Here is a 21109-nt window from a genome sequence, read left to right as displayed (position 1 = left end):
AATTGGCACTGGCTTTACAAGCACCCTGTTGAGTTCTCAAAGAACAACCACACACCGACCAGAAGCCCCACCTCAGTGGAACCCCAACCGGGGCTATTCACCGCTCCGCGACCAGCGCTTTCAGCGCCAGGCACTTTTACCACGTTACCCGCTCGTTTCCGCCGTGTCAAACCGATATTTCGCGGTTCGTCGTGCTTCACCCGACATGCGGATAGTGTTGCTTGCTCGAGTCCACGATGACGCACGTCGTTGCCGACGTTCGTTTCTGTCGTGGGAAGCCGCAGACCGGCCGATCACCGCTTCGCGGCTCTCCGCCCGGCTCCTGCCGGCTTCGAAACTCTACCCGGTCGGCTCCGCGTTCGCAACCCCGTTTCCGGAGTGTTCCGCACCGCCCGATCCTCAGTCTCGCTCGGCGTTCCCGCCACGAGCCTGGCGCCCGTTCTCGGCCGGTTTGTCCGGCCTCCCCCGTGCAGAGAGAAAGTTACGCGGACGGCCCGGAGAAGGCAAATCAGGGTTCATCACTGGTTCGAACGAGGAGCGTCGCACCGCCCCCGACGCGGCCGAGGACCGAGCACCTCGACTCCCCGCCACAGCCCGAGGACGCGGGCCACCTGGACGTGCCAGAGTGTCAGTCATGGATGAGTCCGGGCACGGCGCCAGGGTGTTCGCCGAGGAGGCGCTGCTCGGCCTCATCGGGCCGTTCTGGCAGGTGGTGATCGGCGCTGTCGTGCTGGTCGTACTTGTGCTCTCGGTGGGACGACTGGCCCGGCGGGGCAGGTCCCGGATGACCACTGCGCTGCTGGTCACCGCGGCGGCCATCGCCGGGTTCGCGGTGATCGGCGTCCTGCTGGAGGGCTGAGGTTCAGAGCCGGCGGTTGGCCAGGCTGGGCAGCTCGGCGCGGATCGTGTCGAGCCGGTCCAGGTCCAGGTCGACGACAGAGACCCCCGGACCGTCCGGCACCTGGCCGATGACCGTCCCCCACGGGTCGACCACCATGCTGCGCCCGAAGCAGGTGCGACCTGGCTCGTGGTCGCCGGTCTGACCGGCCGCCGCCACGAAACACTGGTTCTCGATAGCCCTGGCCCGCAACAGGACCTCCCAGTGGTCCCGGCCGGTGTGCATCATGAACGCGGCCGGAACCACAAGCAGCTGCGCGCCTCCATCGGACGCGAGCAGCCGGTACAGCTCCGGGAAGCGCAGGTCGTAGCAGATCGACAGGCCGACCCGCAGCCCCTCGACGTCGACCACCACCGGTTGGGCTCCGGGCGCGACACTCGCCGACTCCCGGTAGGAGACCCGACCGGGAATCTCCACGTCGTACAGGTGAATCTTGCGATAGCTCGCGGCCAGACTGCCGGAACGGTCGAAGACCAGCGAGGTGTTCCAGGTGTGGTCCGGGTCCGGGCCGGCCTCGTGGAACGAGCCGGCCACCAACCAGATCCCGAGCCGCCGGGCGACGCCGGCGAAGAAGGTGCCCACCTCGCCGTCGACCGGCTCCGGTTCGGGCAGCCCAGCGGCAGGGCCCAGGTAGTCCACGTACTCCGGGAGGACGGCGAGATCCGCGCCGCCGGCGGCGGCGCGCTCCAGTAGGGCCTCTGCGGCCGCCAGATTGGCCTTACGGTCGTCCCGGGCGTTCAGCTGGCAGACGGCGACACGCATGAGCAAAGCGTACGGCTGGAGGGCTCTGACGGACAGCGTCACGATCTGGCCGGCACGAGCCGTCAGGGGCGAACGGCAACCGAACACGATCACGCCGGCCGCTCAGGATCGAACGGCCGGCGTGATGCGGGAAGGATCAGGCGGACTTTTCTTCGCGGTCGCGCCGAGCCCGGCGCCCGGTGAACTCACGCGGCACGATCGTCGGGTTGACGTTCTCCAGGACAACCTCGCGGGTGATCAGCACGCGGGCGGCGTCGGGGTTGCTCGGCACCTCGTACATCGCGGAGAGCAGAACCTCCTCGATGATGGCCCGCAGACCACGGGCGCCGGTGCCCCGCAGCATCGCCTGATCGGCGATGGCTTCCAGCGCCGGCTCGTCGAACTCGAGCTCGACACCGTCCAGCTCGAACAGGCGCTGGTACTGCCGGACCAGGGCGTTGCGCGGCTCGGTGAGGATCCGAACGAGGGCGCTGCGGTCCAGGCTGCGAACGTTGGTGATCACCGGCAGCCGGCCGACGAACTCGGGGATCAGCCCGAACTTGAGCATGTCTTCCGGCATGACCTGGCTGAAGATGTCGTCGGTCGACCGCTCCGAGACCGACCGGAGTCGGGCGCCGAAGCCGGTGCCGCCCTGCCCGGTGCGGGACTCGATGATCTGGTCGAGGCCGGCGAACGCTCCGCCACAGATGAACAGCACGTTCGTGGTGTCGATCTGGATGAACTCCTGGTGTGGGTGCTTACGGCCACCCTGCGGCGGCACGTTGGCCACCGTGCCCTCGAGCATCTTGAGCAGGGCCTGCTGCACGCCCTCACCGGAGACGTCCCGGGTGATCGACGGATTCTCCGACTTGCGGGCGATCTTGTCGACCTCGTCGATGTAGATGATGCCGGTCTCGGCGCGCTTGATGTCGTAGTCGGCGGCCTGGATCAGCTTGAGGAGGATGTTCTCGACGTCCTCGCCGACGTAGCCCGCCTCGGTCAGCGCGGTGGCGTCGGCGATGGCGAACGGGACGTTCAACATCCGGGCGAGGGTCTGCGCCAGGTGGGTCTTGCCGCACCCCGTCGGGCCGAGCAGCAGGATGTTGGACTTCGCCAGCTCGACGGCGTCACTGCCGGAGCCCGGCGCGCCGGCCGCCTCGGCCTGGATCCGCTTGTAGTGGTTGTAGACCGCTACGGCGAGCGCCTTCTTGGCCTGATCCTGACCCACGACGTAGGTGTCGAGGAACTGGCAGATCTCCATCGGCTTGGGAAGCTCTTCCCACTTCACCTCGCCGGACTCGGCCAGCTCCTCTTCGATGATCTCGTTGCAGAGATCGATGCACTCGTCGCAGATGTAGACCCCAGGGCCCGCGATGAGCTTCTTGACCTGCTTCTGCGACTTGCCGCAGAAGGAGCATTTCAGTAGGTCGCCGCCGTCACCGATCCGTGCCACCTACGTTCTCCCTGCACTCATCGGCCGGAGACCCGGCCCTGACCTGCGGACGTTGCGCGCCGCCCGGCTTAGTTCGCGCCGCCGGCCCAACCGGCGAAGCGGTACGGACCCGACGTTACCCGCTGGCGGGGCATTCTCCGACCCCCAAAACGGGTGTGTCAGAGGTCGGCCGGGAACGGAGCCCCGGCCAACCTCTGACCCGGTACAGCTCAGCGGGCGGCGTTGGCCGCCAGCAGACCCTTCTTGCGACTGGTCAGGATCGTGTCGACCAGCCCGTACTCCTTGGACTCCTCGGCCGTCATGATCTTGTCACGGTCGATGTCCTTGCGAACCTGCTCGATCGGGCGGTTGCAGTGGCGGGACAGCATGTCCTCCAGCTGCGTACGCATCCGCAGGATCTCCCGGGCCTGGATCTCGATGTCCGAGCCCTGCCCGTAGCCGCCCTCGGTGGCCGGCTGGTGAATGATGATCCGCGAGTTCGGCAGGGCCATCCGCTTACCCGGCGTGCCCGCCGAGAGCAGCACGGCCGCCGCGCTCGCCGCCTGCCCGAGGCAGACCGTCGAGATGTCCGGGCGGACGTACTGCATGGTGTCGTAGATCGCCGTCATGGCGGTGAACGAACCACCCGGCGAGTTGATGTACATGATGATGTCGCGGTCCGGGTCGGTGCCCTCGAGCGTCAGCAGCTGGGCCATCACGTCGTTGGCCGACGCGTCGTCCACCTGGACGCCGAGGAAGATGATCCGGTCCTCGAAGAGCTTGTTGTACGGGTTCGACTCCTTGACCCCGTACGACGTGCGCTCGACGAACGACGGCAGCACGTAGCGGTTGTGCACGGCCGCGAACTGGGGCGGCAGGCTCAGATCGGTCATCGTCAGCTCCTCAGCTCAGGGTCCCGGCGCCATCCGGAACCTGTGCGGCTCCGATGATCACCTTGTCGATGAAGCCGTAGTCCATGGCCTCCTGGGCGGTGAACCAACGGTCCCGGTCCGAGTCGGCCTCGATCTGCGACTGGCTCTGGCCGGTGTGGTGCGCGACCCGCTCCTGGAACATCCGCTTCGTGTAGAGCATCTGCTCCGCCTGGATGGCGATGTCGGACGCCGTGCCGCCCAGACCACCGGACGGCTGGTGCATCATGATCCGTGCGTGGGGCAGGGCGTACCGCTTGCCCTTGGTGCCCGCGCAGAGCAGCAGCTGACCCATCGAGGCAGCCATGCCCATCGCCACGGTCGACACGTCGTTGTCGATGAACTGCATGGTGTCGTAGATCGCCATGCCGGAGTAGACCGAGCCACCCGGCGAGTTGATCCACAGGTTGATGTCGCGGTCCGGGTCCTCCGCGGCGAGCAGCAGCAGCTGCGCGCAGATGCGGTTGGCGACCTGGTCGGTCACCTCACTGCCCAGGAAGATGATGCGTTCCTTGAGCAACCGGTTGTAGACCGAGTCGTCGAGGTTGCCAATGGAGTCGCCACCGCGCGCGTCAATCGCCCGGAGCGACTTCTTGGGGATGTGCATGTCGGTCATGGCAGCCCTTCGCTCTCCGTACCGTCTTTCCCGACACTAACCGCTGTGCGGGGCGGCAGAGTCCCGGTCGGGGCACTGTTCGCTCTCAGCGCAGCTGTGTCGGGCGTACCCGCGGCGCGGGCTTCCGGGCGTACCCGGCAGTGCTTGCTGCCCGGGCATTACCCGGCAAAGCTTGCTGCCCGGGCATTACCCGGAAAGGGAAACGGCCGCCGTCCGCCGCTCAGCGGCGGACGGCGGCCGCACCCGACGATCAGTGGTCGTGGTTGTGCTCCGCCTCGTTGGCGGCGCGCAGGGCGTCGAGGGTGATCCCGTTGCCGGCCGAGTCCTTGATCGTGATCTTCTCCATGACGGCCGCGAGCGCCTTGCCCCGCCGCACGTCGCCGAAGACCGCGGCGGCCGCGCCGGAGCGCACCAGCTGGTCGTAGTACTGCTGCGGGGCCATCCCGGCGCGCTGCGCCCGGTGCACGATCTCGTGCCCGAACTCGTCGTCGGAGACCTGCACGTCCTCCGCGTCGGCGAGCGTGTCCAGCAGGAGCTGGACCTTGACGCCCTCGGTCGCCGCCTCGGTCAGCTCGGCGTCGATCTGCTCCTCGGTCTTGTCCTCGGCCGCGAGGTACTCCTCCATCGAGGCGCCGATCCGCTCCAGCTGGTCGACCATGGCCTGCTTGCGGCTCTCGACCTCCTCGCGAACGACACCCTCCGGCGCCGGGATGTCGGCGGCCTCGACGAGCTGGGCCAGGGCCTTGTCCCGAGCGGCGTAGATCTGCTCGACCTGCTTGCCCTGGGTGACCCGGGACCGCAGGTCGCCGCGCAGCTCCTCGATCGTGTCGAACTCGCTCGCCATCTGGGCGAACTCGTCGTTCAGCTCCGGCAGCTCCTTCTCCTTGACCGTGCGCACGGTCACCGCCACGTCGGCGTCCCGACCGGCGAAGTCGCCGCCGACCAGCTGGGTGGTGAAGGTGGTGTCGTCACCGGCGGCGAGGCCGACCACTGCCTCGTCCAGGCCCGGCAGGAGCTGCTTGCTGCCCACCTCGTGGGAGATGTTGCTCGCCTGGCCGCCCGGCACGTCCTCGCCGTCGACGGTGGCGTTCAGGTCGATCTGGACGTAGTCGCCCTCGGCGGCGGCCCGCTCGACGGTCTTGAGGGTCGCGAAACGCTCCCGCAGGTTCTTCACCTGCTCGTCGATCTCGCTCTCGTCGATCTGCAGCTCGTCGACGGTCACCTCGATGGTGCTCGCGTCCGGGATGGTGATCTCCGGACGGACGTCGACCTCGGCCGTGAAGTTCAGCGAGTCACCGTCGTTGAACTCGGTGATCTCGACCTCCGGGCGCCCCAGCGTCTTCAGGTCGTGCTCGCGCACCGCGGCGAGGATGTTCTCCGGGATGGCCTCCTGGACCGCCTCGTTGAGAACGGTGCCCCGGCCCACCCGCTGGTCGATCACCGCGGTCGGCACCTTGCCCCGGCGGAAGCCCGGAACCTGGACCTGCGAACCGATCTCCCGGTACGCCTTCTTGAGGCTCGGCTCGAGCTCGACGAACGGCACCTCGATGGCGAGCCGCACGCGCGTCGGGCTCAGAGTCTCGACGGTGCTCTTCACAGGCGTACTCCTTGACGGATCTCAGTTGAGTCTGGGCGTGATTCAGCCCATCGAGTGTAGGCGAGCCGGCCTGACGCTCCGGCATCGCCCGGGGACCGCACTGGGCGGCACCCGGGGCGGCCCGGCCGCGGACGACAGTCGGGGTGGCGGGATTTGAACCCACGGCCCCTCGCTCCCAAAGCGAGTGCGCTACCAAGCTGCGCCACACCCCGTGGCGACGTGCAGTCTATGCCGTCGCCACGCCTCAGTCGGTGCCGGGGCATCCCCCACCCGGACACATCACCCGAAAATTACCATTTCGCTCCGCGCCCGTCCCGCCAAGATCCGCCGGGCGGCTCCAAGATCCGCACAACTTCGCGGATGTAGTGGGCTCCGCGCACGGCGAGGCCACTACATCCCGGAGGTTGTGCGGATCTTGGGTCGCCGTGCCGCCGGTCGCGGAGGACGCGGCACCGCAGGGGCGGCGACGCGGTTACGCGTCGGGCGTCGACATTGGGTACGCTGTAGGCGCGTCCTGTTTCGGCGGGATGCACGCGGGCGTAGCTCAATGGTAGAGCTTCAGTCTTCCAAACTGACTACGCGAGTTCGATTCTCGTCGCCCGCTCCACGCACGAAGGCCCAGGTTGACCGCACGATCGCGGCACCTGGGCCTTTCGCATCTCCCCCGCCAAGCGGAGGGACCAACTACCTTCTAGGACGTTTCGGCGTAGCTCCGAGTCGCACTGGTGATCGACGCCGTGACATCGTCGGCGCGGGTGTGCCTACCGGTCCTCACCGCGAGCCTTCGGCCCTGGATTTACTGTTCGCGTAGGTCCAGATGTTCTGGATCATCGCCGACTTGTGCGTGTGGGCCGGCCGCTCGGTGAACAGCAGGTATTCGAGCTCCGGCGACGGCCCCTGCTCCGCCAGCAGCCAGGCCCGGACCCGCCAGCCGCCGGCCCCGAGGAACTCCCGGCGGTCGGCGACCGCGAGGAACGCCTCACGGTCCAGCAGCGGCAGCAGGTCCCTCAGTGTCTCGTCCAGCCGCCGGCGCACCTGCTCCGACACCTCGGCGGCGGTGACCTCGTCGGCGATCCGCCACTGGTCCCCACCGGACAAGGTGGTGAATCCGACGCGATGCTTCCAGATCGCGTACAGCGGCCGAGGTTGCTCGGACTCGGGAAGGCGGTAGCGACGCCGGGCAGACTCCCACGCCGGCGCCAACACCAGGCCCACGTTGATGTAGAAGATCTTCTCGGTCGCGCTCGAGTGGTCCGACATCTGAAGCTCGACGACGAGCGCGTCGCCCGCCGCCGAATACCGACGGAAGACGCGACCCTTCCCCTGCTCGAAGCCGTACCCGGCCAGATGCTCCGCAAGGCCCTTGACGAAGTCGTTGAACAACGTTTGCAGGGACATTGACATGGTCCTTCCAACTGGCCGGGACGGCAACGAGCAGATGAGCGGCCGGGTCCTGATCGCGCACACCCCAGGCGCCGGCGAGCTGCATGGCCCGCAGATCCGGCGCGTTCCGACGTTCGATGTTCGCCGATACGGCTCCTGTGCAGGCGATGGCGGACGGCCGAGACTGTAGCGATGTCATCCGTTGGGGCGGGCGCCCCTCGCAGGCAGGTCGTCGCTGCCGCTCTGCTCATCGTCGTCGGCGTGCTGGTCCTCTTCGTCCCGGCCGGTGACGAGGGCAGGGTTCTCGTGCCCATCAGCGACGGTCACGGGCTGTCCGCGGTGGACGGGGTCGGCGCAGCGCTGCTGACGGCGGGCGGCACCTGGCTGGAGGTGCTGGTGATACGACGCCTGCCGTACCTCGCCCTGCCGCCACGGGCCCTGTTCGCACTCGGCCTGCTGGCTGGCCTCGGCGTGGGGCTCCTGGTCGCCTCGGTGTTCGCCGGGTTCTTCTGGTGGTGGGCGGTCGGCGCCACCACGCTCGGACTTGCCGTCCTCGTCCTCGTGCCCCTCACGGCGCGCCGCTGAGAGAGACGCGCCGGAGCTCGTACGGGTCACTGCGGTTTCGACACACGGCAAGGCCCAGGTGAACCGCCGGTGGCGGCACCTGGACCCACTCGGCGAGGCCGAGTCGCGGTGTCACTTCAGGTGGAACCGTTCGTCGACAGCGAGAGCCGCCAACTGCGGCACGGAGAACGGCAGCTTCGTCAACGCCGGCCGACTCTCGTCCAGTCGCACGCCCTGCGCCACGAAGACCACCACGCCGTCCGGGTGCCGGTACGCCGACCACTGGTCGAGCCGATCGTCGCCGCTCGGTCGGACCACCACGCCGACCCGCACGGCTCCGACGGTCTCGACCTGACACTCGCCCCGCATGCCCCAGAATTTCTGGGCCAGGTCGCACGGCTCGGTCGGCAGTTGGTTGCCGGCGTCGTGCACCTCGACGATCACGCGTCCGGTGCCCTTGCCCTGCACCACGGCCACCGAGGACGAGTAGCTCCACACGTCGACGCCGTCCACCTTGGCCTCGAACTGCGCCTGGTGGGTCCGCAGCGTCCGCTCCTCGGCGGACCGGCTCGACGGGTCCTCGGGCGTGGTGTAGCCGGAAGGTATGACCGAGACGGCCTCGGTGAGCAGGTGAGCCCCCTGCTCGTACCTGGACCCGGCCCGCGCGGTCCGGTCCTCCTGAGGTTGCCCGTCCGGCCCGGTCGGCCAAGGCTCCTTGGTGTCCGGAGAACCCAGTGGCCCCTGGCCCGCCGGTTGGTAGACGTGGCCGTCCGGGGTGGCGACGGCCGCGAAGCCGGTGACCGCCAGCACGACAGCCGCCGATCCGAGGGACACCCACAGCGCGCGTCGACGGAAGTGCCTCCGCCGTGCCGCGTCGAGCGCGGCTGTCGTACTCAATGGTGGTGGCGGGGTTGTTTCCGCCATCTCGCTGCGCAGCCCCTCGCGCAACTCCTGTTCGTTCATCGCTCCCCCATCCCGATCCCGCTGTTGGTGGGTGTCAGGAGGCCACGCAAGGTGTCGAGCCCGCGTGCCGCCTGGCTCTTCACCGTCCCTGGAGAACACTCCAGCAGCGCCGCGACGTCCTCGATCGACAGGTCCTCCCAGTACCGCAGAACCAGCACGGCCCGCTGACGCGGTGCCACCCGGGCCAGCGCCTGCAGCAGCACCAGTCGGCTCTCCGGTGAGTCGGGCGGGGCCACCTGCTCGGCGTCCTCGCCACCCACCCGTTCACGCCGCCACCAGCCGCGGCGGCGCTCGTCGAGGAAGGTCCGGATCAGGATCTGGCGCACGTAGCTGTCGAGCACCTCGTGCCGGGAGATCCGGTTCCAGACCCGGTAGAGCTTGACGAACGTGGTCTGGACCAGGTCTTCGGCACGGTGCCAGTCGCCGCACAGCAGGTACGCGGTGCCGCGCATGGCACCGGACCGTGCCGCGAAGTACTCGGCGAACGCCTCGTCGCGATCGCTCATTCAGGCCTCCGATCCCTGTTTCGAGTTAGTCACGCGGGGTCTGGCCCAGGGGGTTGCTCCGAATCTCGCGGACATGTCACGGGATCAACGCCGGGAAGGCGCGAAGGACGCCTTGACAGGTGTCGATCTGTGCACTGGTGTAAGGACCAAGCACATCGACATCCGTCACAGGAGGGCACATGATCGTCCGACGACGGTGGACAGCTGCCGCCACCACAGTGATCCTGTTCAGCGCAGTGTTGTCCCATCCGGCTTCCGGAGCGGCCGCACCTGCCGACCCGGCCGCCCCGATCTCTCTGAGCGCCACCGAAACCGCACTGGTGCGAGTCCAACTCCGCGATCAGGCCCAACTGGACCGGCTCGTCGCCACCGGCGCGGACCTGGCCAACCGACCCCGGGCACGGGACGGCCGGATCCTCGCCGACCTGGTGCTCAGCGGCACGCAGCTCGGCGAACTGACCGCGCAGGGCGCGACGGCCGTGCAGATCGTGCAGCGCGCCGGAGACGGCAACCGGCACTACGCCGACAGCGTCCGCGCGGCTCAGGCCCGCACCGCCGCCGGGCTGCGCGCGCCGGCCGCAGGCCAACGGTCCACCGCCGCCGCCACTGCCGTGGACACCCTCCAGGTGCAGCAGGCGTACTGGTGGACCACGACCGGACAGACCTTCCTGCAGGCCCAGGTGGCGACCACCGCCACCGACGACCCGGACGTGGAGATCACCGTCAGTTGGCGGACGGCGGACGGCGCCACCGGCTCGTTCCCGCTGTACCGGTTCGAGGACTCCGGCGAGTACCAGTACCACTACACGCTCCCCCAGCCGGTGCCGAGCCGACCGGTTCAGCTGAGCGCCACCTCCAGCCTCGGCGGGGTCAGCCGGGCGGTCACCCCGACGCTCTGGCCGAACGCCACCCCGCCGCCGCTGCCGGCCGGCTACCAGAAGGACTTCATCGACGCGTACCTGACGCCGGTGGACATCCAGGCGCGGATCAAGCGGCTGGCCCGGCAGTACCGGGGCCTGGTGGACGTGATCGACCTGCCGAACAAGACCCAGGGATACCGACGAAACGCCGTCGGCTACCTGGGCGACCCGGCGGTGGCCGCCCTGGTGGTCGAGTCGGTCCGCTTCGGCGACCAGAACATGAACGGCGTACAGGTGCGGACTGTCGACCCGGGCCGGGCGAACCGGCCACTGACCATCGGCTACCGCGACCGCGTCCTCACCGTGTCACTAGCCACCGACACCGCGGGCAAGACGGTGAGCACCACCGACGAGGTCGCAGCGGCGATCAACGCACGTCAGCCGGACCGGTTCCGGGCCATCGTCGAGGACGGCTCGGCCGGGCTGCCGATGCCCGTCGCCGGCCCCACCCGACTCGACGACGGCCTCCAGGGCACCGAGGTGCCGGCACGGCCGTGGACGGTGCAGGCGCTGCGCCTCGGCGTACACCGGGACGGTTCCCGGGTCGGGGTGCTCGCGTACTCCCAGGAACACGCCCGGGAGTGGGCCACCCCGCTGGTGACGCTGGAGTTCGCCGAGCGGATGCTGGCCAACGCCCGGACCGACCCGGCCACCCGTGAGCTGCTGGAGCAGGTCGACATCTTCGTCATCCCGACGGTCAACCCGGACGGCGCGAACTACTCGTTCAACGACTTCAACTTCCAGCGCAAGAACCTCGTCAACCACTGCACCGGCGCGGCCCGCGACCCGAAGAACCGCACCTCGTGGGGCGTCGACATCAACCGCAACTACACAGTCGGGTCGTACTTCGACGGCTACGTGGGCGCCAGCGCCAACTGCCTGTCCGGTAACTACGCGGGCACCGCCGAGCTGTCCGAGGCGGAGAGCGGCAACGTGATCGCGCTCGCTCAGGACCACCCCAACATCAAGTTCGCGATGAACGTGCACTCCTACGGCGGGTACTTCATGTGGCCGCCGGGGGCGTACCGGGCCGACGGCAGGGTCACCCTGCCGCGACCGTCGATCGACGAGTCGACGCTGTTCCTCAACAGCGCCCGGCGGATCGTCGGCGCCATCGCCCAGGAGCGCGGCACCGTCACCTGGCCGTCGCAGACCGGACCGGTCGCCGACGTGCTCTACTCCGCCGCCGGCAACTCGGCCGACCAGCTCTACTACGAGCTGGGCATCTTCGCCTGGGACTTCGAGGTCGGCAACGACCGGTGGAACCCGGCGACCAACCAGTGGGAGGGCGTCGGCTTCCAGCCGCCGTTCGACGAGGCGCACGGCGAATCCCAGGAGTACGCCGGCGGGCTGGTGGAAATGGTCCGGGTCGCCCGCGACTACGCCGCCGCCGAGGCGGCCGCCGACTGACCCGCGGGTCCCGTACCGCCGCCGGCTGCTGCCGGCGGCGGTACGGCCCAGGACGCGCGACCCCCGGTGACGGACGGTAAGCCGATGGTGATCACAGACGTTGACGTGTTTTCATGTCAGCACGCCTGCGCCAACCCGGGACATCGATGACTGAGCAACCCGCACCTGATCACCTCGTTGTGGTCGACGTGTTGACGCAGGGTCTGAGCCACCTGCTACGCGACGAGGATCCGGAACTGGCCCGATGGATCGAGGAACTGGTCGCGACACTGAAGAGTCCCCGGCAGACGACGCTGGCCGGCTGGAACAGCTTCCTCGACCCCGGCGCCGACTCCAGCTGACCCGCTCGGAGTTCACCCGCCTGGCCGACGGCCGGGCTGGCCCGGCTGCCATCCGCGCTCTGCGGCGCGCGCAACGCAACCGCACGATGCTCGTCCTCAAGAGCCTCGCCGACACCGACGACGCCCTGGCGGCGTCGGCGCACCTGCTCGGCCAGGCCCACCGCCTCGACCCGGCCGCCGCGGACGTGCTGCTCGATCACCCGTGGCTGGCGGTCTGGGCGATCGATCGGGTCCGGCACGGTGCCACCCGCCGACCCGACTACCTTCCGTTCGCGGCGCTCGCGGCGGCCGCCCTCAGCGGTCGGTCGGACGCGGCGGTGCCCGTCACGCCGCGCGCGGGCCTGGTGCCCGTGCCGGGCCTCGGGGTGCTGCGCCGACACGGCCGCAGCACAACTGTCACGCCGGCCGACCTGACCGGGCGCCAGTGGACGCCCACCCGCTGGTGGCGCTTCACCGACCAGTCGGTCACCCTCGACCTCCGCGTCGACGACCTGGACCCCTACCGCGACTGCTTCGGGCTACCGGTCGCCGCCCGGCTCTCCGCACCGCAGGCCGCGGAGCTGGAACGGTCCGTCGGGCACGCCTGGCACCTGCTCGTCGGGCACGCCCCGACGCACGCCGCCGAGGTGGCCGCCGGGATCAGCACCTTCGTGCCGTTGGCCGACGGCACCGAGCGCGGGCACAGCGTCACGCACGCCGACGCCTTCGGGGCGTTGGCCGCCGACGCCAACCTCGACCCGGTGGATCTCGCCGTGACGATGGTGCACGAGCTGCAACACAGCAAACTCAACGCTGTCCTCGGCCTGGTCCAGCTGCACGAGCCCGCCGACCCGGCGCGGTACTTCGCGCCCTGGCGTCCTGACCCGCGTCCGATCGGCGGGCTGCTGCACGGCACCTACGCGTTCACGGCCGTCGCCGAGGTGTGGGCCGCGCTGCGCGCCCATCCGAAACTGGCGGCCCAGGCCACCGCGCGGTTCGCTGTGGTACGGGCGCAGTTGGAGCGCGCCCTGGTCGAGCTCGCCCGGGCCGGAAGTCTCACCTCGGCCGGGCGGCTCTGGGCAGATCGCCTGGCCGAACGGATCGGCCAGTTGGCCGCCGTGCCGGTCCCGGCGTCCGCCGACGCCGCCGGGCGGCGGGAGGTGGCGGAGGCCGAGCGCGCGCGCCGACCGGCGATCACCACCGGATGAACCCACGGCTCGGTACGACCGCCGCCGGTGGGCGAGGCGTCAGGTCAGCCCGACGGTTTCGATGTCGCACTCGATGCGCCGCTGACCCCGCGCGGCGTCCACCTCCGGGTGGTCCGGCCCGAACAACGCCTCCAGCGCCGCGGCAGCCTCGTCGAGCAGCTCGCGGCCCCGAGCCTCCTCGCCGACCTCGATCAGATCGACCGACGCGTTGACCGCACAGTAGAGCGTGTACGGGTGCCCCGGCCCACGCAGGCGACGCGAGTCCTCAAGGATCGCCTCGGAGAGCACCTGCGCCTGCTCCAGCCGGTGCGACCGGACCAGGTTGATCGCCTGCGCGGTGCGCGCGCTCAGCAGGTACGGATGGGTGGGCGGCAACGCCTCGCCCATCGCCTGCAGGGTGGCCGCACCCAACTCCCGCGCCTCACGGTCGAAGTTGCGAGCCCGCAGGATCACCCCGAGGTTGACCGCAGCGCAGAGCGTGACCGGATGCCGATCTCCGAAGACGGCTCGGAAGGTGGTGTGCCCCTGGGCGGCCAGGGCGTACGCCTGGGTCGCGTCGCCCGCCGCGCGCATGGCGTTCGCGCAGGTCATGCCCGCCTCCGCGGCCAGCACATGATCGGTCCCGAAGCGGCGGGTCACCATCCGGTAATTGGCCGCGCCCTCGCTCACGGCGGCGTCGAGCCGCCCCGTCTTGCGTAGGCAGGCGATGTGGATGCAGGTGGCGCGCAGCACGGTGAGGTGCTCCGCTCCCAGCAGCGACCGCTGCACCGGCAGGGAGCTGTCCAGCAGTTCCAGCGCGTCGGCGTACCGCCCCAGGAGGTAGAGGTCGCGCGCCTGGGCCTCCTGGGCCAGCACGAGTGCATAGGTGCCGTCCTCCGCAGCGGCACCGGCGTGCCGCGCCACTTCGAGGTTGAGCTCGTACGCCCCTTCGAAGTCACCGGTCAGGCGAAGGTTGATCGCCATCGAGTTCATCACCCGCAGCGTGCTCGGATGCCCGTCGCCGAGCACCCTGCGGTGCACGTCGAGGTTGCGCCGGTCCAGGTCGGCCGCGGCCGCGAAGTCGCCGATCCGCCGCAGGTCCGCGCCGACGCTGTTCGCCGCACCCAGGGTGTACTCGTGCTCCTCACCGAGGCTCGTCCGCATCCGCTCCAGCGCTTCGAGGCCGAACGCGGCCGCGCGCGGGTCGGCGAGCAGCCGCAGGGCGTCCGCGTACCGTCGCATCGCCAGCAGGGTCAGCGGATCGCCGCTGCGCCCGCCGTCTGGACCGGGCTGGTCCCAGGCGGCCAGGATCTCCTCCGCGAAGTCCCGACAGCCTTCGAAGTCACCCAGGTTGTAGATGTAGCGCAGTTGGTCCATCGCCGTCCGGCGGGCGTCGAGGTCACCGTGGATCAGACCGGCGACGCGGACGTGTGGCGCGATGTCGGCATGGCGGGGCCAGGTGCTCCGGTCGTCCGGAAAGCCCGGGTTGGCGGCGGCCAGCAGCCGGCGGGCGTTCGTCAGCGGACTGTCGTCGCCCTGCTCGGCGAGCCCCTCCCGGATGACCGCCTGCACCAGTCGGTGCACCTGTACGTGCCGGCTGGCGTTGTCCGCCTTCGCGAGCCCGAGCGACGCCAGTTGCCGGATGGCCCGGGCTATGTCGTTGCGCTCCTGGAGGCTGGTGCGCAGCGGTTCGTCCAACCCGGCGCGGCGCCCCTCCCAGAGCAGGCGCATCGGGACCGGGTCGGGGCTGAGGAAGGCGAGTAGCTGGATCAGCTGCGCGGCGGCGGGATTCTGCTCGCGTACCGCGGCGAGGGCCATCGACACCACAGTCAACACGGTGCCCCGGTACTGCCTGGGCTGCCCCTCACCCAGCAGCTCCCGGGCGTGTTCCTTGAGGTCGACGAGGTACTCGTCGACCGACGACAGCATGGTGAGCAGCCAACTGACGGCTTGTTCCAGGGCGAGTGGCAGGTCGCCAAGCTCGGCGGCGAGCCGGCGGGCGTCGTCAGGGCTGGTGGCGGGACGCCGCTTGAGCAGCAGTTCCACGCTCTCGGCTCGGGTGAAAACGTCGACGTCCAGGGTCAGGGCGCTCGCCGACCAGGCCATGTTCCGCGACGTGACGAGGACGTGGCCGCGTTCGCCGACGAGGTTCGAGGAAGGCATGAGCGGAGCCAGCTCGTGCGGGTCGTCGGCGTTGTCGTAGACCAGCAGCCAACTGAGCGAACTCGTCGACAGCGAGTCGAGGACCGTCCGCACGGTCTGCTCCAGGCTGGCGCTGGCGGCCAGGCCGAGCCGCTCACCGAGAGCGGCGATCGAGGTACGCAGCGCAGTGAGATCCTCGGCGGCCATCCACCAGATCAGCTGGTAACGGTCCGCGTACCGGTAGGCGAACTCGACCGCGAGCTGGGTCTTGCCGACCCCACCGACACCGCGCAGCGCCGCTTCCGGCAGCACCGAGGCCCGGTGCTGTGACGACAGAAGCTCGTCGAGGGCGACGAGCTGTTTCTCCCGGCCGGTGAAGTACAGGTTGCGCGGTGGGACGCCGCCCCGGATGAGAGTTCGGGACCGCTGGGGCGTCGTCTCCTCGATGATGATCGTCCTGCGCATGTCGGATTCAGGTTCCTCTCCACCGGCCTCGGCCGGTGCCGCCTGGTGCGGGGATCGTAGCGACGTCCAGTGCGCCTTCGCAGCCACGCGCACATCGTCGAGGTCGGCGGTGGTGAGCCGCAGGGCCGCCGCCGCATCCCGCAACCACTGCTCAAGCGGCTTGCCGTCCGACTCGAGGCCGGCGTGGACCAGGCCCGCCAGCGCCACGGCCGCCGGGACCTGCCAGTCACCCACCGGTTGCCAGCCGACGGCCTCCACCAGGCCGGGCAGGTCCTCCGGTGACAGCGGATGATCCGCGACCGCCGCGACGGCTCCGGTCACCACCTCGGGCGGGACGTCCGTGAGCAACTGCGCGAGAAGCCAGGAGAGGTAGATCTGCTGGGCGGACGTGACCGCGCTGGCACCGGGGTGAAAGTTGCCGATCACCTGCAACAGCGTCGACATGCCCCGGGGCTCCTGCGCGCAGGCGCGCACGATGCGGTAGACGTCGTACCGGACCTCGGAGTGCCGGGGCACCGACAGTGGCTTGCGCAGCTCCCCCTCGACCTCGTCGAGGTAGAGGGCTCGGGTGTTTCCGTCGTTGATCGAGCTCATCGACAGCAGCGCGTCACAGATGGCTTGCACCTGGGCGCTCGGCATCCGGGGCGTCGTCACCGATTGTCCTCCGTACCCGTCAGCAGACCGAGGCTCTCGGCAAGGTCACGGAAGGCCCGCAGTGGCCTGCTCGCCGGCCCTTCCGTCAACAGCAGGACGCGATAGAGAGCCGCGATCCCATCCTCGTATTCTAAGCCCGTTCGAATCAGGCCGAACATGTCGAGACCCAATGGCCCGAATGGGTTCACCATCCGACTGATGTGCGATGGCAGCGACTGAATGACCAATTGACGGCTGTCGGGGTGCCGGAGTACCGGGATTTCCTCCAGCAGTCGGGCCAGCGCCATCTTTTGCGCGAATGAGAGCGGCGCGGGTGCCGGCCGGTGCGTCGCCCGGGCGACAGCCGCCAGCGGGCCGGACGGCAGCAGGGCAGGCGGCAACAGGCCGGGCGGCAGCAGGGCACGCCACTGCCCGACGGGCAACATCCAGCCGACCAACTGCTGGCCGACGCTCGTTCGGGCCAGCACCATGCCCACCACGGCGCCATCCGGCGCGTACACCCCGGAACCACTGAACCCCCTGTCGATTCCGGCCGTGGCAGGGGAGATCCGGTCGAGTTGACGCCATCCCGTGCCCGCGTCGACCGGACCGACGGCCCGTGCCAGCACCATGACGGACGCGGGAGTGTTGGCCGGAGAACCCACGATCCGCACGTCGAACTCGTCGTCGCCACGATCGGCCAGGGTGGCGGGGGCGGACGGCAGCGGTGTGGCGCAGCGCAGGACCGCCAGGTCGCCGTCGCCCGCCGGGCCGACAGCCCGGGACCAGGTCACCTCGGCGGCGACCCGGGTGCCGGGGTGGCTCGGTGTGTCGACGAGCACCCGGGGCTGGTCCGCTCCGGTGCCGTCATCGACGACATGCCAGCAGGTCAGCACGAGGTCACTGGTCAACTGGATGCCCGCGCCGACGACCGACGAGGAGTGGCCACCGAGTATCCGCACCCGGCCGGCGAGCGACCGGGTGCCGGTCATCCGTTCTCCGCCAACCACTCGACCAGGACGGCCGGCGGCCGGCAGCCGGCACTGCGGTCAGTCATGTGCGGCGTTCTCCTGCGCACCGGCCCCGTCCTCAGCTGGCGACGGCAGTGCGGGGACGGGCGAAGTCCAGATCAACTTGACCTTGAGGTGGCCCTGAGCGCTGGTGCGGGCGACGACGGCGCCAGCCTCCGCGGTGAGGGTGACGCCGATCTCGACCTCCACCTGATCGGGGCGCACCGCCACCCCCCGGACCACGCCCAGCGCCGCGTCGAGCGCGGGTTTGATGTGGGCCAGTGCCATTTCCAGCGTCTGCCGGGCGGGGCGGATCCGGTCGAGCAGACCGACCCGTTCCAGATCGGTGCCCGCGTGTTCCTCGACGAGGAGGACGCCCTGATCAGTCTCGAAACGAAGGAGATCCGCCACGTGACAAATTCTCGCCGAAAGATCGTTCGGAATAGGTGTCAGATCACTGACAGGAGTCATTGCATGCACAGTGCGCCGACACGGGACACATCTGCTTGCCATCACCACTGCGGCCTGTCAGCCTGACGCAATGCAGGACACGGCGACCTTCCAGGATCTGCTCCGCGAAGGCGCCGACGCATCAGTGGACGGTTGGGACTTCTCCTGGTTCGAGGGCCGCGCGACAGAACAGCGGCCGTCCTGGGGATATCTGAAACTCATGGCAGCCCAGATGAGGGTGGCCCGCGCCGCACTGGACATCCAGACCGGGGGCGGCGAGGTGCTCTCCGAGGTGCCGGCATTCCCACCGGTGACCGTGGCCACCGAACACTGGCCGCCCAACCTCCAGCTGGCCCGACGCGCGCTCGAACCGCGCGGCGTGCGGGTGGTCGACGTTGCCGAGGACGCTCCGTTCCCGTTTCCCGACGAGACGTTCGACCTGGTGGTGAGCCGGCATCCCAACGTCGTGCTCTGGGATGAGATCGCACGGGTGCTCACTCCCGGCGGGCGGTACCTCGCCCAGCAGATCGGCCCCGGATCGAACCGGGAGCTGGCCCAGTTCCTCACCGGTCCCCGCGAGATCAGCGACGAACGCAGCCCGGCCCGCGCCGCCGCCGACGCGCGAGCCGCCGGCCTGGTCATCGACGAGCTGCGGCACGAGGCGCTGCCGACCACCTTCAACGACGTGGCAGCGGTGGTGCACTTCCTCCGCAAAGTCATCTGGACGGTGCCGGACTTCAGCGTCGACCGCTACCGGGCCCGCCTCGCCGATCTGCACGACCACATCCGTCGCCACGGTCCGTTCGTGGCCCACGCCCAGCGCATTTTGGTCCGGGCGCACAAGCCCGAGCACTGACGCGACAGCTCCTGCGCTGCTGGCCGGGTTTCACCCGTTTCCGTCGGGTCTCTGGTGGGTAGGGCCCGTTCATGGACACGAACACCACGGCCCACCTGGTGGGCGGCCCCCGAGACGGCAGCACCCACGAGACCGGCAACGAGGCACTCGTCGAGGTGGAGATCGACGGCCTGATGCACCGCTACATCAAGACCACCAAGCAGCACGACGATGGTCGACCGCTCTACAACTACGACGGGGCGGTCGCCCCGGACGGCGGCGAGCCCGGCGTCGAGGATCCAGCCGCCCGGGTCGCATCGCCCCGAGCCGACGCCGAGGGGCACGGCGGCACCCACTGACCGCCGCACCATCGGGATCACGCAAGCCCACGAAGGAGATACCGGTCGGAGCGGCCGGCCACGGATGAACCGCGGCCGGCCGGGTAAGCGGCGACCTTGCCTGGTGGGGAGACGACCGGGTGCACGGGTGGGCGGTCGCGGACCGGCCCGCCCGTGCACACCCGGTCAGTTCGAGGAGATCCAGTTCCAGGCCGAGACGACCCAGTCGGTCTGCTGGAGCCACGCCACGCCGAGGCCGACCAGGAACACCGCCGTCGCCAGGTGGGCACCTCGGGCGCTGCGCCGGACCCGGCCCAGCTGCCGCTCCAACACCACCCGGCCGACCAGCCGGAACAGGGCGAACAGGCCGACCGCCACCAGCAGGCTGAGCACCAGCACCAGCAGGGGGCCGCTCAGGTCACCCTGACCGGACAGCGCCCAGATCCCCCAACACACGAACGCGAAAAGGCCTGCCGCCGCGCTCCACTCACCGCCACGCCGCAGCTGCGCCACCCGGGAGCTCAGTGAGCGGCGGGGCACCGGCTCGCCGGGCCAACCGGTGCCGGTCGGCTCCTGCTCTACCACCGGGAACGGCTCCGTCCGCGGGGTGCGCGGTTCACCCACCGGAGCGACCCCCCGGCGGAACCCGTCACGCTGCGGCGGCACCCCGACGCCGGCCTGCGGTGGCACCTCCACGGTCCGCTCCGCCCACGGCTGCGTCTGGTCTGCCATCTCGTCCTCCCCCTGACCGACGGCAACAGCACCGCCTGATTCGAGGGTAGCCAGCCGGCAAATCGGTCGCCGACCCCGGCCGGGACGCGCGGCCCCGCGACGGTGCCGGATCGAACCCGGCCAGGGTACGGTCGGCTGATGGGTGACCCCGACCGACGACGGCGACGGCTGCGCCACCACGCCGACACCGAGACGGCCAGACCGGGTGCGGACGGCCCGACGGTCAGCACGCCGGGCGTGCACGACGGTGACGAGCCGCCGCCGAGACGCAGAAGCACGGGCGGCGACGAGCGCGACGGCGAGCGAGGGCTGCGCGGGTTGGTCGGTTCCGGCTCGTCCCAGGTGGGGCTGAGCGCGGCGCTACGGGCCCGGGATGCGGCCCGCCCCACCGACGACGACCTGGCCGAGGCGGAAGCCCGGGTGGTGGTCGTCCGGCGAAACTGGGTGCCCCGCGAGGAGTTGCCCCGCTCGCCGCGCTGAGCGCCGCACGGTCAGGGCAGGTCGGGCAGCTTCCGGGTCCGCTCGTACTCGGCCACCTGGGCGATCCGGCGAGCGTGCCGCTCGTTGCCGGAGAACGGCGTGTTCAGGAACGCCTCGACGATGCCGGTCGCCTCGTCCAGCGTGTGCTGGCGGGCACCGATGGCGACGACGTTCGCGTCGTTGTGCTGGCGGGCCAGTTGAGCGGTCTCGACGCTCCAGGCCAGCGCGGCGCGGACGCCGGCAACCTTGTTCGCGGCGATCTGCTCACCGTTGCCGGAGCCACCGATGACCACTCCGAGGCCCGTCTCGTCGGCCACCACCTGGTCGCCTGTGTGCAGGCAGAACGTGGGGTAGTCGTCGTCCGGGTCGTAGCTGTGCGGGCCGACGTCGACCACGTCGTAGCCCTGCATGGCCAGGTGGTTGGCCAGGTGCACCTTCAACTCGAAACCGGCGTGATCGGATCCCAGGTAGACGCGCATACCGGGCAGTCTGTCAGGCCGCGCTCGGGGACGTCACAGGGGCGGCGTCCCCGAGCCGGGTTCGTCACACGGTCGTGGG

General features: G+C 69.9%; 21 protein-coding genes and 2 tRNA genes. 9 read left to right on the top strand and 14 right to left on the bottom strand.

What is annotated here, in order from left to right; genetic code table 11:
- The first annotated feature begins 634 nt into the window (after positions 1–634).
- Positions 635–859 carry a hypothetical protein gene (locus tag FB453_RS11330; protein WP_112584164.1) on the top strand — a complete coding sequence of 75 codons (225 nt, stop codon included), beginning with the start codon at positions 635–637 and terminating at the stop codon, positions 857–859.
- A gap of 3 nt (positions 860–862) precedes the next feature.
- On the opposite strand, the gene FB453_RS11325 is transcribed toward FB453_RS11330, so the two are convergent.
- From FB453_RS11325 to FB453_RS11300, 6 genes are all read right to left on the bottom strand, one after another.
- Complete coding sequence (locus FB453_RS11325) at positions 863–1660, bottom strand: carbon-nitrogen hydrolase family protein (protein ID WP_145789662.1); 798 nt, start codon at positions 1658–1660, stop codon at positions 863–865.
- 136 nt (positions 1661–1796) lie between these two features.
- On the bottom strand, positions 1797–3092 hold the full coding sequence (gene clpX / locus FB453_RS11320; protein WP_030333537.1) for an ATP-dependent Clp protease ATP-binding subunit ClpX: 1296 nt from the start codon (positions 3090–3092) through the stop codon (positions 1797–1799).
- A gap of 209 nt (positions 3093–3301) precedes the next feature.
- The gene (locus tag FB453_RS11315; RefSeq protein WP_030333536.1) at positions 3302–3964 is read right to left on the bottom strand and encodes an ATP-dependent Clp protease proteolytic subunit; all 663 of its coding nucleotides are present in this window, start codon (positions 3962–3964) and stop codon (positions 3302–3304) included.
- Between the two features lie 10 nt (positions 3965–3974).
- Positions 3975–4616 (bottom strand): ATP-dependent Clp protease proteolytic subunit, encoded by a 642-nt coding sequence (locus FB453_RS11310; RefSeq protein WP_007464111.1) that lies wholly within the window; start codon positions 4614–4616, stop codon positions 3975–3977.
- Positions 4617–4866: 250 nt separating this feature from the next.
- A complete protein-coding gene (gene tig, locus FB453_RS11305) occupies positions 4867–6213 on the bottom strand; it encodes a trigger factor (protein WP_145789660.1) in 1347 nt (448 codons plus the stop codon).
- A 138-nt stretch (positions 6214–6351) separates the two neighbouring features.
- Positions 6352–6425: transfer RNA gene (locus FB453_RS11300), tRNA-Pro, on the bottom strand.
- Positions 6426–6746: 321 nt separating this feature from the next.
- On the opposite strand from FB453_RS11300, the gene FB453_RS11295 reads away from it, so the two are divergent.
- Positions 6747–6820 (top strand) — tRNA-Gly (locus FB453_RS11295).
- Between the two features lie 164 nt (positions 6821–6984).
- Here the strand turns inward: FB453_RS11295 and FB453_RS11290 are convergent.
- Complete coding sequence (locus FB453_RS11290; RefSeq protein ID WP_486480232.1) at positions 6985–7611, bottom strand: DUF4304 domain-containing protein; 627 nt, start codon at positions 7609–7611, stop codon at positions 6985–6987.
- A gap of 177 nt (positions 7612–7788) precedes the next feature.
- Between FB453_RS11290 and FB453_RS11285 the strand changes: the two genes are divergently transcribed.
- Positions 7789–8181, top strand: coding sequence for a hypothetical protein (locus tag FB453_RS11285; protein WP_145789654.1), 393 nt, complete (start codon positions 7789–7791; stop codon positions 8179–8181).
- Between the two features lie 111 nt (positions 8182–8292).
- On the opposite strand, the gene FB453_RS11280 is transcribed toward FB453_RS11285, so the two are convergent.
- Both FB453_RS11280 and FB453_RS11275 read right to left on the bottom strand, forming a co-directional pair.
- Positions 8293–9123 (bottom strand): NADH-dependent fumarate reductase family protein, encoded by an 831-nt coding sequence (locus tag FB453_RS11280; RefSeq protein ID WP_145789651.1) that lies wholly within the window; start codon positions 9121–9123, stop codon positions 8293–8295.
- Entirely contained in the window at positions 9120–9629 is a 510-nt protein-coding gene (locus FB453_RS11275; RefSeq protein WP_112584161.1) for a SigE family RNA polymerase sigma factor, read from the bottom strand. The genes FB453_RS11280 and FB453_RS11275 overlap by 4 nt, the downstream gene beginning before the upstream one ends.
- Positions 9630–9808: 179 nt before the next feature.
- Between FB453_RS11275 and FB453_RS11270 the strand changes: the two genes are divergently transcribed.
- From FB453_RS11270 to FB453_RS11265, 3 genes are all read left to right on the top strand, one after another.
- Positions 9809–11959 carry a M14 family zinc carboxypeptidase gene (locus tag FB453_RS11270; protein ID WP_145789649.1) on the top strand — a complete coding sequence of 717 codons (2151 nt, stop codon included), beginning with the start codon at positions 9809–9811 and terminating at the stop codon, positions 11957–11959.
- Between the two features lie 146 nt (positions 11960–12105).
- Positions 12106–12300, top strand: coding sequence for a hypothetical protein (locus FB453_RS34175; protein WP_146765853.1), 195 nt, complete (start codon positions 12106–12108; stop codon positions 12298–12300).
- Between the two features lie 86 nt (positions 12301–12386).
- Positions 12387–13487 (top strand): aKG-HExxH-type peptide beta-hydroxylase, encoded by a 1101-nt coding sequence (locus tag FB453_RS11265; RefSeq protein WP_486480231.1) that lies wholly within the window; start codon positions 12387–12389, stop codon positions 13485–13487.
- Positions 13488–13526: 39 nt separating this feature from the next.
- On the opposite strand, the gene fxsT is transcribed toward FB453_RS11265, so the two are convergent.
- The 3 genes from fxsT to FB453_RS11250 are packed head-to-tail and all read right to left on the bottom strand — an operon-like array spanning position 13527 to position 18187.
- On the bottom strand, positions 13527–16727 hold the full coding sequence (fxsT, locus tag FB453_RS11260) for an FxSxx-COOH system tetratricopeptide repeat protein (RefSeq protein ID WP_145789645.1): 3201 nt from the start codon (positions 16725–16727) through the stop codon (positions 13527–13529).
- The gene (locus FB453_RS11255) at positions 16724–17698 is read right to left on the bottom strand and encodes a S1 family peptidase (protein ID WP_145789643.1); all 975 of its coding nucleotides are present in this window, start codon (positions 17696–17698) and stop codon (positions 16724–16726) included. The genes fxsT and FB453_RS11255 overlap by 4 nt, the downstream gene beginning before the upstream one ends.
- Before the next feature lie 57 nt (positions 17699–17755).
- The gene (locus FB453_RS11250) at positions 17756–18187 is read right to left on the bottom strand and encodes a CU044_2847 family protein (protein ID WP_145789641.1); all 432 of its coding nucleotides are present in this window, start codon (positions 18185–18187) and stop codon (positions 17756–17758) included.
- 70 nt (positions 18188–18257) lie between these two features.
- Here FB453_RS11250 and FB453_RS11245 point away from each other — a divergent pair, with 70 nt between their 5' ends.
- Positions 18258–19022, top strand: coding sequence for a class I SAM-dependent methyltransferase (locus FB453_RS11245; RefSeq protein WP_145789639.1), 765 nt, complete (start codon positions 18258–18260; stop codon positions 19020–19022).
- Positions 19023–19093: 71 nt separating this feature from the next.
- On the top strand, positions 19094–19360 hold the full coding sequence (locus FB453_RS11240; protein ID WP_091405397.1) for a hypothetical protein: 267 nt from the start codon (positions 19094–19096) through the stop codon (positions 19358–19360).
- A 165-nt stretch (positions 19361–19525) separates the two neighbouring features.
- Here FB453_RS11240 and FB453_RS11235 read toward each other — a convergent pair whose 3' ends face one another.
- On the bottom strand, positions 19526–20071 hold the full coding sequence (locus tag FB453_RS11235; protein WP_112584154.1) for a hypothetical protein: 546 nt from the start codon (positions 20069–20071) through the stop codon (positions 19526–19528).
- A gap of 138 nt (positions 20072–20209) precedes the next feature.
- On the opposite strand from FB453_RS11235, the gene FB453_RS11230 reads away from it, so the two are divergent.
- A complete protein-coding gene (locus FB453_RS11230; protein ID WP_091405403.1) occupies positions 20210–20551 on the top strand; it encodes a hypothetical protein in 342 nt (113 codons plus the stop codon).
- An 11-nt stretch (positions 20552–20562) separates the two neighbouring features.
- Here FB453_RS11230 and FB453_RS11225 read toward each other — a convergent pair whose 3' ends face one another.
- The gene (locus tag FB453_RS11225) at positions 20563–21030 is read right to left on the bottom strand and encodes a ribose-5-phosphate isomerase (RefSeq protein WP_112584153.1); all 468 of its coding nucleotides are present in this window, start codon (positions 21028–21030) and stop codon (positions 20563–20565) included.
- Positions 21031–21109 lie beyond the last annotated feature (79 nt).

Source organism: Micromonospora sp. CNZ322 (genome assembly GCF_007827755.1).
This window is presented reverse-complemented; position numbering and strand designations above follow the sequence as displayed.

Coding starts and splice junctions, on each gene's coding strand:
- FB453_RS11330 (WP_112584164.1), top strand. CDS start 635: ATGGATGAGTCCGGGCACGGCGCCAGGGTGTTCGCCGAGGAGGCGCTG.
- FB453_RS11325 (WP_145789662.1), bottom strand. CDS start 1,660: ATGCGTGTCGCCGTCTGCCAGCTGAACGCCCGGGACGACCGTAAGGCC.
- FB453_RS11315 (WP_030333536.1), bottom strand. CDS start 3,964: ATGACCGATCTGAGCCTGCCGCCCCAGTTCGCGGCCGTGCACAACCGC.
- FB453_RS11310 (WP_007464111.1), bottom strand. CDS start 4,616: ATGACCGACATGCACATCCCCAAGAAGTCGCTCCGGGCGATTGACGCG.
- FB453_RS11290 (WP_486480232.1), bottom strand. CDS start 7,611: ATGTCCCTGCAAACGTTGTTCAACGACTTCGTCAAGGGCCTTGCGGAG.
- FB453_RS11285 (WP_145789654.1), top strand. CDS start 7,789: ATGTCATCCGTTGGGGCGGGCGCCCCTCGCAGGCAGGTCGTCGCTGCC.
- FB453_RS11280 (WP_145789651.1), bottom strand. CDS start 9,123: ATGAACGAACAGGAGTTGCGCGAGGGGCTGCGCAGCGAGATGGCGGAA.
- FB453_RS11275 (WP_112584161.1), bottom strand. CDS start 9,629: ATGAGCGATCGCGACGAGGCGTTCGCCGAGTACTTCGCGGCACGGTCC.
- FB453_RS11270 (WP_145789649.1), top strand. CDS start 9,809: ATGATCGTCCGACGACGGTGGACAGCTGCCGCCACCACAGTGATCCTG.
- FB453_RS34175 (WP_146765853.1), top strand. CDS start 12,106: ATGACTGAGCAACCCGCACCTGATCACCTCGTTGTGGTCGACGTGTTG.
- FB453_RS11265 (WP_486480231.1), top strand. CDS start 12,387: ATGCTCGTCCTCAAGAGCCTCGCCGACACCGACGACGCCCTGGCGGCG.
- FB453_RS11255 (WP_145789643.1), bottom strand. CDS start 17,698: ATGACCGGCACCCGGTCGCTCGCCGGCCGGGTGCGGATACTCGGTGGC.
- FB453_RS11250 (WP_145789641.1), bottom strand. CDS start 18,187: ATGACTCCTGTCAGTGATCTGACACCTATTCCGAACGATCTTTCGGCG.
- FB453_RS11245 (WP_145789639.1), top strand. CDS start 18,258: ATGCAGGACACGGCGACCTTCCAGGATCTGCTCCGCGAAGGCGCCGAC.
- FB453_RS11240 (WP_091405397.1), top strand. CDS start 19,094: ATGGACACGAACACCACGGCCCACCTGGTGGGCGGCCCCCGAGACGGC.
- FB453_RS11235 (WP_112584154.1), bottom strand. CDS start 20,071: ATGGCAGACCAGACGCAGCCGTGGGCGGAGCGGACCGTGGAGGTGCCA.
- FB453_RS11230 (WP_091405403.1), top strand. CDS start 20,210: ATGGGTGACCCCGACCGACGACGGCGACGGCTGCGCCACCACGCCGAC.
- FB453_RS11225 (WP_112584153.1), bottom strand. CDS start 21,030: ATGCGCGTCTACCTGGGATCCGATCACGCCGGTTTCGAGTTGAAGGTG.